Source organism: Curtobacterium sp. MCBD17_023 (assembly GCF_003224415.1).
GTDB lineage: Bacteria > Actinomycetota > Actinomycetes > Actinomycetales > Microbacteriaceae > Curtobacterium.
Window position 1 is genome coordinate 1 of record NZ_QKLJ01000021.1, and the last position, 14,192, is coordinate 14,192.

At 72.6% G+C, this 14,192-nt stretch carries 15 protein-coding genes; 6 read left to right on the forward strand and 9 right to left on the reverse strand.

Translation table 11 applies throughout. The features are described 5' to 3' along the window. The 4 genes from DEI84_RS14630 to DEI84_RS14645 all read right to left on the reverse strand — a co-directional run. Positions 1-329, reverse strand: a 329-nt coding sequence (locus DEI84_RS14630; RefSeq protein WP_309146395.1) for a biotin/lipoyl-containing protein, incomplete at its 3' end; no start/stop codon positions are given. Positions 330-373: 44 nt separating this feature from the next. Further along, positions 374-1,333 (reverse strand): alpha-ketoacid dehydrogenase subunit beta, encoded by a 960-nt coding sequence (locus DEI84_RS14635; RefSeq protein WP_110823934.1) that lies wholly within the window; start codon positions 1,331-1,333, stop codon positions 374-376. Between the two features lie 86 nt (positions 1,334-1,419). Next, positions 1,420-2,556, reverse strand: a complete 1,137-nt coding sequence (locus DEI84_RS14640) for a thiamine pyrophosphate-dependent dehydrogenase E1 component subunit alpha (RefSeq protein ID WP_110891410.1) — start codon at positions 2,554-2,556, stop codon at positions 1,420-1,422. Between the two features lie 5 nt (positions 2,557-2,561). After that, on the reverse strand, positions 2,562-3,659 hold the full coding sequence (locus DEI84_RS14645) for a histidinol-phosphate transaminase (protein WP_110891411.1): 1,098 nt from the start codon (positions 3,657-3,659) through the stop codon (positions 2,562-2,564). A gap of 184 nt (positions 3,660-3,843) precedes the next feature. Here DEI84_RS14645 and DEI84_RS14650 point away from each other — a divergent pair, with 184 nt between their 5' ends. From DEI84_RS14650 to purB, 3 genes are read left to right on the forward strand one after another with little or no spacing between them, the layout of a single operon-like run. Then, positions 3,844-4,245: a phage holin family protein gene (locus tag DEI84_RS14650; RefSeq protein WP_110891412.1), complete on the forward strand. Its 402-nt coding sequence runs from the start codon at positions 3,844-3,846 to the stop codon at positions 4,243-4,245. Positions 4,246-4,296: 51 nt separating this feature from the next. After that, the gene (locus DEI84_RS14655; RefSeq protein WP_110891432.1) at positions 4,297-4,809 is read left to right on the forward strand and encodes a low molecular weight protein-tyrosine-phosphatase; all 513 of its coding nucleotides are present in this window, start codon (positions 4,297-4,299) and stop codon (positions 4,807-4,809) included. After that, positions 4,806-6,191, forward strand: coding sequence for an adenylosuccinate lyase (gene purB / locus DEI84_RS14660; protein WP_110891413.1), 1,386 nt, complete (start codon positions 4,806-4,808; stop codon positions 6,189-6,191). The genes DEI84_RS14655 and purB overlap by 4 nt, the downstream gene beginning before the upstream one ends. A gap of 246 nt (positions 6,192-6,437) precedes the next feature. Here the strand turns inward: purB and DEI84_RS14665 are convergent, their stop codons facing one another. Further along, on the reverse strand, positions 6,438-7,352 hold the full coding sequence (locus DEI84_RS14665; RefSeq protein WP_110891414.1) for a LysR family transcriptional regulator: 915 nt from the start codon (positions 7,350-7,352) through the stop codon (positions 6,438-6,440). 71 nt (positions 7,353-7,423) lie between these two features. On the opposite strand from DEI84_RS14665, the gene DEI84_RS14670 reads away from it, so the two are divergent. After that, positions 7,424-8,461: an EamA family transporter gene (locus tag DEI84_RS14670; protein WP_110891415.1), complete on the forward strand. Its 1,038-nt coding sequence runs from the start codon at positions 7,424-7,426 to the stop codon at positions 8,459-8,461. On the opposite strand, the gene DEI84_RS14675 is transcribed toward DEI84_RS14670, so the two are convergent. Then, positions 8,433-9,410, reverse strand: a complete 978-nt coding sequence (locus tag DEI84_RS14675; protein ID WP_110891416.1) for an epimerase — start codon at positions 9,408-9,410, stop codon at positions 8,433-8,435. The genes DEI84_RS14670 and DEI84_RS14675 overlap by 29 nt on opposite strands. A 19-nt stretch (positions 9,411-9,429) precedes the next feature. Continuing rightward, on the reverse strand, positions 9,430-10,164 hold the full coding sequence (locus DEI84_RS14680) for a DUF4166 domain-containing protein (protein WP_146236387.1): 735 nt from the start codon (positions 10,162-10,164) through the stop codon (positions 9,430-9,432). Between the two features lie 48 nt (positions 10,165-10,212). On the opposite strand from DEI84_RS14680, the gene DEI84_RS14685 reads away from it, so the two are divergent. After that, positions 10,213-11,127, forward strand: a complete 915-nt coding sequence (locus DEI84_RS14685) for a cation diffusion facilitator family transporter (protein ID WP_110891417.1) — start codon at positions 10,213-10,215, stop codon at positions 11,125-11,127. Positions 11,128-11,150: 23 nt separating this feature from the next. Here DEI84_RS14685 and DEI84_RS14690 read toward each other — a convergent pair whose 3' ends face one another. Together DEI84_RS14690 and DEI84_RS14695 are read right to left on the reverse strand one after the other, a co-directional pair. After that, the gene (locus tag DEI84_RS14690) at positions 11,151-11,783 is read right to left on the reverse strand and encodes a hypothetical protein (protein ID WP_110891418.1); all 633 of its coding nucleotides are present in this window, start codon (positions 11,781-11,783) and stop codon (positions 11,151-11,153) included. A gap of 173 nt (positions 11,784-11,956) precedes the next feature. Continuing rightward, the gene (locus tag DEI84_RS14695; protein ID WP_110823930.1) at positions 11,957-13,216 is read right to left on the reverse strand and encodes an MFS transporter; all 1,260 of its coding nucleotides are present in this window, start codon (positions 13,214-13,216) and stop codon (positions 11,957-11,959) included. 48 nt (positions 13,217-13,264) lie between these two features. On the opposite strand from DEI84_RS14695, the gene DEI84_RS14700 reads away from it, so the two are divergent. Continuing rightward, the gene (locus tag DEI84_RS14700; RefSeq protein WP_110891419.1) at positions 13,265-14,173 is read left to right on the forward strand and encodes a LysR family transcriptional regulator; all 909 of its coding nucleotides are present in this window, start codon (positions 13,265-13,267) and stop codon (positions 14,171-14,173) included. Positions 14,174-14,192 lie beyond the last annotated feature (19 nt).

Genomic DNA, 14,192 nt, shown 5'->3' on the forward strand with positions numbered 1-14,192 from the left:
AGATGTGTATAAGAGACAGCGACGGGGGTCTGCACGACGGGGGCTGCGTCGGCGACGGGTGCCGATCCTCCCGGCACGCCCGCGGCTCCGTCGGACTCGACGCGGATGATCGGCTTGCCGACCTCCACCGTGTCGCCCTCGGCGACGAGCAGCCCGGTCACGGTGCCGGAGAACGGCGACGGGAGCTCGACGAGCGACTTCGCGGTCTCGATCTCGACGAGCACCTGGTCCACGGCGATCTCGTCGCCGGGGGCGACGCGCCACTGGACGATCTCGGCCTCGGTCAGGCCCTCCCCCACGTCGGGCAGGGGGAATTCGGCGACGGCCACGTCGGCTCCTTCAGCAGGGTTCGTTCGTACGGGTGCGGTGCGGGTCAGTAGGCGAGGGCGCGGTCGACGGCCTCGAGGACGCGGTCGGCGTCCGGCAGGTGGAAGTGCTCGAGCTTGGACTGCGGGAACGGGACGTCGAACCCGGACACCCGCAGCGGCGGTGCCTGCAGCGTGTAGAACGCCCGCTCGGCGACGGTCGCGGCGATCTCGCTGCCGACGCTGATGAAGCCCGAGTCCTCCTGCGCGATCACCAGGCGACCGGTCTTGCGCACCGAGGCGAGCAGCGGCTCCCAGTCGATCGGCGAGATCGAGCGGAGGTCGACGACCTCGCAGCTCGTGCCCTCGGCCTCGGCGATGTCGGCGGCCTGCATGAGCGTCGCGACCATCGCACCGTGACCGACGAGCGTGACCTCGGTGCCGGTGCGGGCGACGCGGGTCGTGTGCATCGGCACGTGGCCGTCGACGAGGTCGACCTGCCCCTTCGGCCAGTAGCGCGACTTCGGCTCGAAGAACACCACCGGGTCCTTCGACGCGATGGCCTCCTGGATCATCCAGTAGGCGTCGTTCGGGGTGCTCGGGCTCACGACGCGCAAGCCCGGGGTGTGCGCGAAGTACGCCTCCGGGCTCTCCTGGTGGTGCTCGATCGCGCCGATGTGACCGCCGTAGGGGATGCGGATGACGATCGGCAGCGACATGTGCGCCGGCAGGCGGTTCGCCATCTTCGCGAGCTGCGAGGTGATCTGGTTGAACGCCGGCCAGACGAAGCCGTCGAACTGGATCTCGATCACCGGCCGGTAGCCGCGCAGGGCGAGTCCGATCGCGGTGCCGACGATGCCGGACTCCGCGAGCGGGGTGTCCCGCACACGGTCGGCGCCGAAACGGTCCTGCAGGCCCTCGGTGATGCGGAAGACGCCGCCGAGTCGCCCGATGTCCTCGCCCATCAGCAGGACCTTGTCGTCCGCCTCCATCGCCTTCGCCAGGCCGGCGTTCAGCGCCTTGGCCATCGGGAGGATCGGGGTCGGGTCCGCGGGGACCTCGCCGGCGCCCGGGTGCGCGCGCAGCGTGTAGTCGAAGAGCTGCTCGGTCGTGCTCATGCGTGGGCTCCTGCGTCCTGGCCGGCCTCGTAGTCCCGGAGCCATGCGCGCTGCTCGTCGATGCGCGGGTGCGGCTCCCGGTACACGTTGTCGAACATCGCTTCCATCGGCGGGTCCTGGAGGGCGTTCGTGCGGGTGCGCACGTCGACGGCGATCTGCTCGCCCTCGGCGTCGAACTCCGCGAACTGGGCGTCGGTGGCGCCACGGCTGCGGAGGTACGCCTCGGACCGGGTGATCGGGTCGCGGGCGACCCAGCCGGCGAGCTCGTCGTCGGCACGGTACCGGGTCGGGTCGTCCGAGCTCGTGTGCGCGCCGATGCGGTAGGTGTCCGCCTCGACGAACGCCGGGCCCTGCCCGGTCCGGGCGTGCTCGGTCGCGATGACGCTGGCCGCGTACGAGGCCAGCACGTCGTTGCCGTCCACCCGGATGCTCGGGATGCCGAAGCCGCGCGGCCGGTCGACGAGCGGGGTCGGCGACTGCACCGACACCGGCACCGAGATGGCCCAGTGGTTGTTCTGCAGGAAGAAGACGACCGGGGCGGTGTGCGACGCGGCGAACACGTACGCCTCGTTCACGTCACCCTGGCTGGTCGCGCCGTCGCCGAAGTACACGATCGAGCACTCGTCGACCGTCGGGTCGCCCGTGCCGACGACGCCGTCGAGCGCCTGGCCCATCGCGTAGCCGGTGGCGTGCAGCGTCTGCGCGCCGATGACGAGCGTGTAGACGTGCGTGTTGCCGCGCTGGTCCGGGTCCCAGTTGCCGTGGGCCTGCCCGCGGAAGAGCGAGATGATCTCCATCGGGTCGACCCCGCGCTGCAGGACGACGGCGTGCTCGCGGTACGACGGGAAGACGTGGTCCTGCGGGCGGAGCGCGAACGCGGAACCGACCTGCGCCGCCTCCTGCCCGTGGCTCGGCGCCCAGAGCCCGAGCTGACCGGTGCGCTGCAGGTTCGCGGCGGCGTGGTCGAAGCGTCGGGTGAGCACCATCTGACGGTGCATGGCGAGGAGGGTCTCGTCGGGGAGGGCCTGTGCGACGGCGGCGAGTTCGGCGTTCTCGTCGGTCTCCACGAACCGGCCCTCGGGGTCGAGGAGCTGGACGGGGGTCGTCGCAGGAGCCGCGGCGCGGAACAACATGTCGGTCAGCGTACCGGCCGGTCCGAAGCCCCCGTTGTGAGACGTCCCACAACGGCACCCGTGGTTTCGAGGAGCTTTGCGACAGCCTCGTGCTCGCCGATCGAGACACGGATGCCCTCGGGCGCGAAGGCCCGGACGATGAGCCCGGCATGCTCGAGGGCCTCGGCCACGACCGCCGTGTGCTCGCCCGTCGGCAGCCACACGAAGTTGCCCTGCGCCTCCGGCACGTCCCAGCCCTGCGCGAGCAGCCCAGCGCGGATCCGGTCCCGTCGGTCGGCGAGCTCGGCGACCCGTTCGAGCAGCTCGCCCTCGCGCTCCAGACTGGCCAGCGCGGCCGCCTGACCCTGCGCCGTCACGGACAGCGGGATGGCGCACGCACGGACGGCGTCGAGGACGTATGCCGGTCCGAGTGCGTACCCGACCCGCAGGCCCGCGAGGCCGTACGCCTTGGAGAAGGTCCGGAGCACCACGAGGTTCGGGTACCGCTCGAGCAGCGCAGGACCGCGGACGGCGTCCACGTCGGTGACGAACTCGGCGTACGCCTCGTCGAGCACCACGAGCACCGAGGACGGCACCTGCGCCATGAACGACTCGAACTCCGCCCCGGTGACGATCGGTCCCGTGGGGTTGTTCGGGGTGCACACGAGCACCATGCGCGTCCGCTCGGTGACCGCCGCCGCCATCGCGTCGAGGTCGTGCCCGCCGTCGGGCCGGTTCGGCACCTGCACGCTCGTCGCGCCGGCGACCGTGACGACGCCCGGGTACGCCTCGAAGGAGCGCCAGGCGTAGACGACCTCGTCGCCGGGGCCGGAGGTGGCCTTCGCCAGCTCGTGCAGGATCGCGACGCTGCCGGGGGCGACGTGCACCTCGTCGACCGTGACGCCGAACCGGTTCGCGAGCACCGCCCGGACGGCGAGCGCGGTGGCGTCCGGGTAGCGGTTGTACGACGTCTGCGCCTGCACGGCCTCGACCACGCCGGGCAGCGGCGGGAAGGGGTTCTCGTTGCTCGAGAGCTTGAGGGCGTCCGGCGCGGCCTGGCGTCCCTGCTTGTAGGGCGGGAGGACCGCGATCTCGGGTCGGATGTGGACGGGCTGGTCGGTCACCGGGTCAGGCTAACGGGCAGGACCGCGATGCTGCGTCCTCCGGGCGTCGGATGTGGACGGGGCTGTCGGTCACCGGGTCAGGCCAACGGGCAGGACCGCGATGCTGCGTCCTCCGGGCGTCGGATGTGGACGGGCTGGTCGGTCACCGGGTCAGGCCAACGGGCAGACCCGGCATCATGGGTGCATGCGGTTCATCGTCCGGCTCGTCGTCAACGCCGTCGCCCTGTGGCTCACCACGCTCGTCGTCGCGGGGGTGTCCGTCGACGCCTTCGGGGACGCCGGCCCCGTCGAGACCGTCCTGACCTACCTGCTCGTCGCGTTCGTCTTCGGCATCGTGAACGCCGTCGTCGGCACGCTCATCCGGATCGTGGCGTTCCCGCTCTACGTGCTGACGCTCGGGCTCATCTCGTTCGTCGTGAACGGCGTCCTGCTGCTCATCGTCGCGGGGGTGTCCACCGCGCTGGGCTTCGGCCTGTCGGTGGAGTCCTTCGGCTGGGGCATCGTCGGCGCCTTCGTGCTCGCGGTGTGCTCCTGGCTGGTCGGACTCGTCGCCCGCCCGGTGCTCGGCGGTCGCGGTCGCGCCTGACGGACGGGCGTCGCGTCCGCACCCCGGCTGCGCCATGATGTGCACATGACCATGGACGCCGGCGCCCCGTCGCCCTTCCGTGTCTCCTTCGTCTGCAGCGGCAACATCTGCCGGTCCCCCATGGCCGAGATCGTCTTCGCGCAGATCGCCGCCGACGCCGGCATGGCGGACCGGTTCGTCGTCGAGTCCGCGGGCACCGGGGACTGGCACGTCGGCGAACCCGCCGACGAGCGCACGATCGCAGCGCTCGCGGCACGCGGATACGATGGCAGCAGGCATCGCGCCCGTCAGTTCGACCCGGACCGGTTCCCGGACCTCGACCTGGTGGTCGCACTCGACCGCTCCCACGAACGCATCCTGCGCTCGTGGGCCCCGACCATGGACGACGCCGCCAAGGTGACGCTCCTGTTGCGGTACGACGACGCCTGGCCCCAGCAGGCCGACGTGCCGGACCCGTACTACGCGGACCGACACGAGTTCGACCGGGTGCTCAGCACGGTCGAACGGGCCTGCCGGGCGCTCTTCCACCAGCTCGAGCCGGCAGTCCGCCAGGGAGCCCCATGACCCCCCTTCCCCCGCAGCCGATCAGCCCGCTCGACGGGCGCTACTACCCGATCGTGCACACGGTGGGCGAGCACCTGTCCGAGGCCGGTCTCAACCGTGCCCGGATCCGGGTCGAGGTCGAGTGGCTCGTGTTCCTCACCGACCACGCGATGTTCACCACCTCGCCGCTCTCGGTCGACGACAAGGCCGCCCTCCGCGCGATCGTCGACGACTTCGGGCAGGCCCAGATCGCGGAGCTCGCCGAGATCGAGGCGACGACCCGTCACGACGTCAAGGCGGTCGAGTACTTCGTCCGCCGTCGACTCAGCGACCTCGGCCTCGACGCCGTCGCCGAGCTCACCCACTTCGCAGCGACGAGCGAGGACGTCAACAACCTGTCGTACGCCCTCACCGTGCGCGACGCCGTCGAGCACGTCTGGCTGCCGTCCGCCCGTGCGGTCGTGGAGCGCCTGCGCGAGATGGCCACGAGCCTCCGCGCCGTCCCGATGCTCTCGCACACGCACGGCCAGCCCGCGACGCCGACCACCCTCGGCAAGGAGATCGCGGTCGTGGTCTACCGGCTCGAGCGGATCCTGTCGCAGGTCGAGCGGGGCGAGTACCTGGGCAAGTTCTCCGGCGCGACCGGCACGTTCTCCGCGCACCTGGCCGCGGACCCCGAGGCCGACTGGCCCGCGCTGTCCCGGGAGTTCGTCGAGGGCCTCGGCCTGACGTGGAACCCGCTGACCACGCAGATCGAGTCGCACGACTGGCAGGCCGAGCTGTACGACCGGGTCCGCCACGCGAACCGGATCCTGCACAACCTGGCAACCGACGTGTGGACCTACATCTCGATGGGGTACTTCACGCAGATCCCGGTGGCCGGCGCCACGGGGTCGTCGACGATGCCGCACAAGATCAACCCGATCCGGTTCGAGAACGCCGAGGCGAACCTCGAGATCTCGTCGGCGCTGTTCTCGACGCTGTCCGAGACCCTCGTCACGAGCCGCCTGCAGCGTGACCTGACCGACTCGACCACGCAGCGGAACATCGGCGTCGCGTTCGGGCACTCGCTCCTGGCGCTCGACAACCTGCGCCGTGGGCTCGGCGAGATCGCGGTCAACGAGACCCGTCTGGCCGAGGACCTCGACGGCAACTGGGAGGTGCTCGCGGAGGCGATCCAGACCGTCATCCGCGCCGAGGTCACCGCCGGGCAGTCCGACATCGAGGACCCGTACGCGATGCTCAAGGAGCTCACGCGCGGCAAGCGGATCGGACGCGACGACCTGGTCGCCTTCGTGCACGGCCTGGACATCTCCGACGGCGCGAAGGCCCGGCTGACGAACCTGACGCCGGCCGGCTACACGGGCCTGGCGGACGAGCTGGTCGACCACCTGGACGTCTGAGCCGCACGGCGTCGCGACGGCGGCGGGTCGCACCGGTGCGTCCCGCCGCCGTCGTCGTCTCCGCGGTCGGACGGGAGGCCCGGCACGGCAGTGCCGACCCGTCGCCTTCACGGGGCAGTGCTGACGCGCCCGCTCGCTCGACAGGATGGACCCCGACCCCGTGCTCCGCTCCCGCATCGCCGCAGCCGCCGGTCTCGGGGAACGTCTCCTCCGCCACAACAGCACGACCGCGCGGTCCGCACCACCTCAGGTGGTGACGTCCGTCGCTCCGGCGACCAGGGCCTCCAGGACGACGCGCACCGCCGGTCGGACCGCTCGGTCCGGCCGCACGAGCGCCTCGATCCGCCGTCCGGCGCGCACGTCGGCGAGTGTGGCGAGGTGGAACCGTCCGGGTGCGCGCGTCCGTGAGGTGTACCGCGGGACGAGCGCGACGCCGTGTCCGGCCGCGACGAGGTTCTCGATGACCGGCAAGTGGATCGTGCGGAACGCGACCGAGGGCGGTGCGTCCGAGGCCGCGGCCATGGCGGTGAGCACGCGGTCGATCGGGTAGTCCTCCGGGACGCCGATCCAGGTCTCGCCGAGGACGTCCTCGATCCCCACGCGTTCCCGGCCCGCGAGGGGGTGGTCGAGCGGCAGGGCGACGTCGAGCGGTTCCCGGAGCAGCGCGACGGTCTCCACCGCGGGACGGTCGGCACGGCGCGCCCCGTCGGGCCGGTGACCGATGACGACGTCGTGGTCGGCGGTGAGCGGGGCGAACTCCCCCTCGCTGACGTCGACGTCGGAGAGTTCGAGGGCGATGCCCGGGTGCTCGCGCATCCGCGTCAGGAGCCCGGGCAGCAGCAGTTCCGCGGCCGAGGGGAACACCGCGAGGTCGACGGTCCCGGTCACACCGGCGAGGTGTTCGGCCCAGGCGGACTCGACGGTGGCGAGGGCGGTGGCGACGCCGGTGGCCATCCCGGCCAGGACACGACCGTGCTCGGTGAGCCGCACACCACGCCCGACGCGTTCCACGAGCGGCACCCCGGCCTGGCGCTGCAGCGTCCGGAGCTGCTGTGACACCGCACTCGGTGTCCGGTGCGTGGCGGCGGCGACCGCGGTCACGCTCCCGCGTTCGGCGAGCTCGCGGAGGACCGGCAACAGGGCGATGTCGAACCCGACCATGCAGGGACCCTACAGCGATCCTGTCGGAACGTACGCTGGTGCTACTGGTTCAGGTGCGGGACGATCATCCGGTGCTGTTCCGCGATCGCATCCTCGCCCTCGTCGTCGCCGTCGCCTGGGGTCTGAACTTCCCGGCGACGGCGATCGCCCTCGAGCACTTCCCGCCGTTCCTGCTCGCCGCGGTGCGCTTCACACTGCTCGCCGTGCCGACCCTGCTGTTCGTGCCGCGACCGCAGGTGCCGTTCCGGTGGATCCTCCTCGTCGGCTCGACGCTCGGCGTCGTGCAGTTCGCGTTCCTCTACCTGGGCATGTCGGCCGGGATGCCCTCGGGGCTGGCGTCGCTCGTCATCCAGGCCGCGGCGCCCTTCACCGTCGTGCTCGCCGGGGTCCTGCTCCGCGAACGCCTGACCACCCGGCAGGTCGTCGGTGTGAGCATCGCCGTCGCCGCGCTCGGCGTCATCGCGGTGCACCGGGCGCAGACGGCCGCGCTGCTCCCCGTCGTCCTCGTGCTCCTGGGGGCGATCGGATGGGCGACGGGCAACGTGGCGACGCGCCGGACGGGACCGGTGAACCCGCTGCACCTGACGCTCTGGTGGGCGGTCGTCCCGCCGATCCCGATGGCCGTGCTGTCGTTCGTGGTCGAGGGTCCGGGACGGATCGGGCAGGCGCTGGGCACCGCGTTCACGCTCGAGGCGCTGCCGGCCGACCTCGGCGTCCTGTACATCGTCGTCGCGGCGAGCCTGGTGGGCTACGGCATCTGGTCGCGGTTGATGGGGAAGTACCCGTCGAGCACGGTCGCGCCGTTCTCGATGCTCGTGCCGGTCGTCGGGGTGCTCGCATCCTGGGCGGCCTTCGGCGAGGTGCCCGATGTGGTCGAGGCTGTGGCCGGGGCGGTCGTGGTCGCGGCGGTGCTGTGGTCCTCGCGCCCGCCGCGGACCGGCCTGGCCGTCGGGACGCCGCCGGGTGCTCGGGACGCCGCGGGGCCCGGCGGCGTCCCGAGGGCGTCCGGGCGTCCTGCGCAGACGGGGGCGTCCCGGCCCGACTCCGGCTCCGGGCCCGGCTCCGGGCCCGCCGCCCCAGTCAGCCCCGGTGCTGGCGTCGCTCCGTGATGATCCCGGCGAGCGCGCCGCGGAGGTGCGGGTACCGGAACTCGTAGCCGGCCTGCACGAGCCGGGTCGGCACCACCCACCGGCTCTTCAGCACGAGTTCGGTCTCGGTGCGGATCGCGAACGCCCCGAGCTCCAGCATCCACCGCCACGTCGGCAGTCCGAAGCGGCGCCCCACGGCGTCCCGGATCGTCGCCATCACCGTGCGGTTGTCGGACGGGTTCGGGCTCGTCACGTTCACCGGGCCGTCGAGGTCCTCGTGGTCGCGGACGAACCGGATCGCGCCGAGGACGTCCTCGATGTGCACCCAGCTGAAGCGCTGCCGACCGTGCGTGTGCCGGTCGTGGTGGTACGTCCCCGCGGCCAGGCGCGCCCTGGTGGGGAACCACGGTCCGTCGTACTGGGGTCCGCCCAGGCCGGCCTGTGCGAGGCGGAGCAGGGGGACGAGGGCGCTGCCGTCGCCGAACACGATCGCCATCCGGAGCGCCACGCGGCGGGTGCTCGGCAGGTCTACGCGGAACAGGGCGTCCTCCCACGCGCGGGCGACACCGACGGAGAAGCCCTCGCCGAGCTCCCCGGTCTCCTCGTCCTGCGCTCGGTCGTCGGCGTGCCGGTAGATGGTCGCGGTGGACGCGTTCACCCACAGCGGCGGCGGGTGCTCGGCGGTCCGGATGGCCTCGGCCAGTTCGAGCGTGGTGTCGACCCGGGAGCGCAGGATCTCCGCGCGGTTGCGGCGCCCGTACCGGCAGTCGACGCTCTTGCCCGCCATGTTCACCACGAGGTCGGCGCCGTCGACGAGCTCGCGGATCCGCAGGGTGTTCCCCCACACGGCGTCGCCGGTGCGACCGACCGTGACGACCTCGTAGCCCTCGTCGCGGAACGCCTCCTGCAGGTACCGGCCGACGAACCCGCTCGCCCCCGCCACCACCACGCGTCGCTGCTGACCGCTCATGCTGTCCTCCTGATCCCGGTCACTCGTCGGGTACGACGGCGTACCGGAACGCCCCCTCGTACCGGTACAGCGTGCCGAGCACCGGTGCGGAGAGCACCAGGGACACGCGCTGCACGTCGGCTTCGTCATCGAATCGTTCCGTGAGCTCGACCCGCGGTGCGACGACGGCCGGGAGGCTCCACGCGCGTCCCAGCGCGCGCACCGACACGCGCGTGGAGACCAGGCGGAGCGCCCCGGCGTCGGGTCCGGTCGCCGGGACTTCCACCGTGAGCACCGCGCTCACCCGACCGCGGGTGCCGAGGTGGTCGACGAGCCCCTCCGGCTCGGCGGTGATCGCGTCGACCATCGTCCGGTCTCCGGAGGCGAAGTGGAAGGTGCGGTGCGCACGCACCGCGGGACGCCCCTCCCGGCCGTCGGCCCGACCACGATCGGCGCGGGAACTGCCGGACCGGTGGGCGTCGCGGCGGCCGGAGCCGGGTTCCTCGTCCGGCGCCGGGCCCCGGCCGACGCGGACCGGGCGGTTCTCGACGGTGAAGGGCACGTCGTGCTCCCAGACCGGGAACATCACCGCGTCCCGCGCGAAGACGGCGAGCACGGGCCACACCCAGCGGCGGGGCGTGCCGACGACGTTGAACGTGCCTGACCCGCGCCCGACGTACCCGGACGGGATCCGGCCGAAGTACGTGCGGAGACGCGGATGGAGCCGCGCGAGGACGTCGGCCGACGCGCTCAGCTCGTACGGCGATCCGCTCACGCTCCCGATCCTGGCACGCCGTCGGACGGGGCTCCTACGATGGCGGTCATGGGACACGACCACGGCCACACGCACGGACACGCGTCCGAGCGTGCGCTGCTGATCGCGTTCTGCATCTCCGCCGGGATCCTGCTCGCCGAGGTCGTCGGCGCGGTCGTCACCGGCTCCCTCGCCCTGCTCGTCGACGCCGGGCACATGGTCGTCGACACCGGCGGACTGGGCATCGGCCTCGTCGCCACACGTCTGGCACGCCGGCTCCCGACGGCCCGGCGCACGTGGGGGTACCAGCGGGCGGAGGTCCTCGGCGCGACCGCGCAGGCCGCGGTCCTGCTCGCGGTCGGCGTCTACGTGGTGATCTCCGCCGTGCAGCGGTTGTTCGTGCCCGAGGAGATCGAGGCGGGGCCGCTGCTCGTCTTCGGGGTCGTCGGACTCGTCGGCAACCTCATCGCGTTCGCGGTGCTCGTGCGGGCGTCCGGCGAGGGCTTCACCTCGCGGGCGGCACGGCTCGAGGTCCTGAACGACACCCTCGGGTCCGTCGCCGTGATCCTGGCCGCGGTCGTGCTGTTCCTGACCGGCTGGCAACGAGCCGACTCGGTCGCGGCGCTGCTCATCGGAGCGCTCATCCTGCCCCGGGCCGTGAAGCTCCTGCGCGAGACCGCCGACGTCCTGCTCGAGGCCACCCCGCGCGGACTCGACCTGGACGCGGTGCGCGGGCACATCCTCGAGCTCGACCACGTCATCGCCGTGCACGACCTGCACGCGACGCTCGTGTCGACCGGCGTCCCGAACCTCACCGCACACGTCGTGGTGGACGACCACTGCTTCACGACGGCGCACGCCCCCGCGATCCTCGACGAACTGCAGCAGTGCGTGGCGGAGCACTTCGACGTGCCGGTCGAGCACTCGACCTTCCAGCTCGAGCCGGCGTCACACCAGCGGCACGAGCACGAGGTGCACGCCTGATCCTCCCCCTGGTGCCCCGGGCGTCAGCAGTCGGACTCGTCCGTCGGGTAGGCCGTGATGACCCGCTCGGTCGTCGCGGACACGATCACCTTGACGAAGCCGTCCGGGCTCGGCGCGCTGCCGTCGTCGAACCGCACGGGCGCGGCGTAGCAGACCTTGCCGTCGCCGGCATCGACCGGCAGGCCCTTCTGCGGGTTCGTCACCGTGGTCCGCACGGCGGTGAGCATGGCGTCGTCCCAGTCACGCGCATCGGTGTGCCCGCGGAGGACGTCCTGCCAGTCGGCGGTGTGCCGCACCCGGATGTGTTCGTACCCCTGCGCAGCGTTCCCGCACTGCAGGACGACGCTGCCGAGGGCGGCGGTGTCGTACGACGCGACCTCTGCACGGGTGTCGGTGCCGCAGCGGTCGAGCACCGCGGCGCCCGGCAGGTCGGGTCCCGTCCGGGCGATGACCGCCACGCCGCCCGCGTCGCCCTCGCCGCCCTGCGTCGACTGCGGCTCGTCGGCGGTCGTGGACGCGGTCGCCGACGGAGCGGCGGAGAGGACGGCGTCGTCACCCTCCCGCGCGTTCGTCAGGGCGAAGCCGCCGACCACGAGGACGGCGGCGACCGCCGCGGCGATGCCGGTCAGCGTGGAACGCGGGCGCTTCTGGGCCATCGGGCCAGTATGCCGGAGGGGTGCGGGCCTCCCGGTCGGACCGGCGGGGCTGCTGCATCGCGGCGCGGTCGTCACGGTCGTCACGGTCGTCGGGACGCCGCGCGACCCCGCCCGACCCGGGCGACGCCGACGTGGCGAGCGGCGCCGGACCGGGGGGCGGCGTCTCGCGGCGGTCAGGCGCGCGCGGCCAGCCGTCCGCCCGCGACGATCGCGAGCACGGAGACGAGCACCACGTACCCGATGAGGACCGGCAGGGTGGGCAGGACGAGCAGTGCGGCGCCGACCGCGACGACCGGGATCGTGAGCCCGGCGTAGGCGATGAGGAACGTCGCGGCGAGGACGCCGCCGCGCTCCTCGGGGCCGACGAGGGCTCCGGCGCTGCCGATCGAGGCGCGGAACAGCAGACCCACACCGGCACCGGCGACGACCCCGCCACCGATGAACCCGGCGACCTGCAGCACCACCGCCGAGACCGCGAGGACCGCGAGACCGCCGACGAGCAGGCCGACACCGAGGCGGATCTGCCTGCGCTGCGGGAGCGCGGCGAACACGATCTGCGACAGGGCACTCGCAGCGAAGACCCCGAAGGTCGTGGCGCCGGCGGCCAACCGGTCGGTGACGTGGAACGTCGTCCCGAGGAACGTCGGCGCGACGGAGGTGAACAGCCCCTGCACCGCGAGGGCGGCGAAGGCCCCGGTGCCGGCGGCCCAGAACGCGGCGCTCTGGCCCTCCGGAGCCTGCAGGCGCTGCGGGTGGTACGGCACGGGCTCGGCCGGACGGTCGACGGTCTCCGGGACGGCCAGCACGACGACGAACGCGACCGCCAGGGCGACGACGAACACGACGTAGGGCACCATGAGCGGCTGACCGACGAACTCCGCGAGGGCACCACCGACGAGGGCGCCCAGCGACAGGCCGCCGAGGTTGACGACGCCCGCGGCGACGCTGGCGCCCTTCGCCGAGGACTCGTCGCCGGTGGCCCGCACCTTGAGCTCCCCGAGGTGTGCGGTCGCCGTCGCGGTCAACGTGCCGACACCCAGTCCGGTGACGAGTCGCGCCACGATCAGACCGGTGACGTCGTTCCAGAGGAGGAACAGCACCGCGGCGACGAGCTCCAGCGCCACGGACACGAGGATGAGCGGACGACGCCCGTGCACGTCGCTGAGGTGTCCGGCGAGCCAGAGGGAGCCGACGACGCCCAGACCGTACGCGGCGAAGACGACGGTCGTCGTGAACGTCGGGAAGCCGTCGCGCGCCTGGTAGATGACGTAGAGCGGCGCGGGGACGGTCGCGAAGGCCATCACCGAGGTGAACGCGAAGGCGACGGCCCAGAAGCCGAAGCCGTGCCGACGGCGGGTGTGCGCACGGCGACCACGGGGAGCCGGAGCGGTGGCCTGGGCGCCGGTCGCCGGCGTTTCGATGACGGTTGACATGCCCCGATCGTCCCGCCGGTTGACCATCGGGTCAAACGCAGCTCCTTGATGCCCGGCATCGATCTCGTCGATGATGTCCGGATGGAGACCCGCCTGCTCGAACAGTTCGTCACGGTCGCGGCCGAGGGCAGTGTCACCCGTGCCGCCGAGCGCCTGTGGGCGGCGCAGTCGACGGTGTCCGCGGGGATCGCGAGCCTGGAACGGTCGCTCGGGACCCGCCTGTTCGAGCGTGGCGGCCGGCGGCTCGTCCTCACCCCGACCGGAGCGGACCTCCTGCCCCACGCCCGCGCCGTGCTGGAGTCGCTCGACCGGATGCGTGACCTCGCCGCGGCGTCGGACGCGGAACTGCGCGGTCGGGTGCGCCTCGGCATCTTCACGAGCATGGACGTCGTCGACCTGACCGGCGTCCTGCGCGACTTCCGGCGGCAGCACCCGCTCGTCGCCGTCGAACTGATGACCTCGCCGAGCGGGACGACCGGGCTCGTGCAGGACCTCGTGGCCGGGCGCCTCGACCTCGCGTACACGGGACTGCCGAACACGCCGTCCGGGGTCGTGGTGGAGCCGCTCCGCGAGATGCCCTTCCGGGTGTTCCTCGCCGCCGACCACCCGCTGGCCGGTCGGCGCTCGGTGTCCCTCGCCGACCTGGCCGACGAGACCTTCGTGGACACCGCGCACGGGTTCGGCAACCGCATGATCCTGGACGCGGTGCTCGAGCGGCTCGGCATCCGACGTCGGGTGGTCGCCGAGATGAACGACATGCCCGCGGTGGTCCGGTTCGCCTCGGCCGGGATCGGTGTCGGGGTCGTCCCGGACTCCGGCGTCCGCTTCGACGGCGCGGTGCTCGACCTCGAGGACGTGGTCGAGCCGCTGCGGATCGGGCTCGCCATGCGGGCGGACCCGGAGCCGAACCGGGCGACACAGGCACTGGCGCGGGCGATCGTGGCGGCCCGACGTTGAGCCGCGCGCGCAGCCGGAG

What these genes read in the sequence shown, in the direction of transcription:
- DEI84_RS14635 (WP_110823934.1), bottom strand. Translation starts at nt 1,333, where the DNA reads ATGGCCAAGGCGCTGAACGCCGGCCTGGCGAAGGCGATGGAGGCGGAC.
- DEI84_RS14640 (WP_110891410.1), bottom strand. Translation starts at nt 2,556, where the DNA reads ATGTTGTTCCGCGCCGCGGCTCCTGCGACGACCCCCGTCCAGCTCCTC.
- DEI84_RS14650 (WP_110891412.1), top strand. Translation starts at nt 3,844, where the DNA reads ATGCGGTTCATCGTCCGGCTCGTCGTCAACGCCGTCGCCCTGTGGCTC.
- DEI84_RS14655 (WP_110891432.1), top strand. Translation starts at nt 4,297, where the DNA reads ATGGACGCCGGCGCCCCGTCGCCCTTCCGTGTCTCCTTCGTCTGCAGC.
- purB (WP_110891413.1), top strand. Translation starts at nt 4,806, where the DNA reads ATGACCCCCCTTCCCCCGCAGCCGATCAGCCCGCTCGACGGGCGCTAC.
- DEI84_RS14665 (WP_110891414.1), bottom strand. Translation starts at nt 7,352, where the DNA reads ATGGTCGGGTTCGACATCGCCCTGTTGCCGGTCCTCCGCGAGCTCGCC.
- DEI84_RS14675 (WP_110891416.1), bottom strand. Translation starts at nt 9,410, where the DNA reads ATGAGCGGTCAGCAGCGACGCGTGGTGGTGGCGGGGGCGAGCGGGTTC.
- DEI84_RS14685 (WP_110891417.1), top strand. Translation starts at nt 10,213, where the DNA reads ATGGGACACGACCACGGCCACACGCACGGACACGCGTCCGAGCGTGCG.
- DEI84_RS14690 (WP_110891418.1), bottom strand. Translation starts at nt 11,783, where the DNA reads ATGGCCCAGAAGCGCCCGCGTTCCACGCTGACCGGCATCGCCGCGGCG.
- DEI84_RS14695 (WP_110823930.1), bottom strand. Translation starts at nt 13,216, where the DNA reads ATGTCAACCGTCATCGAAACGCCGGCGACCGGCGCCCAGGCCACCGCT.
- DEI84_RS14700 (WP_110891419.1), top strand. Translation starts at nt 13,265, where the DNA reads ATGCCCGGCATCGATCTCGTCGATGATGTCCGGATGGAGACCCGCCTG.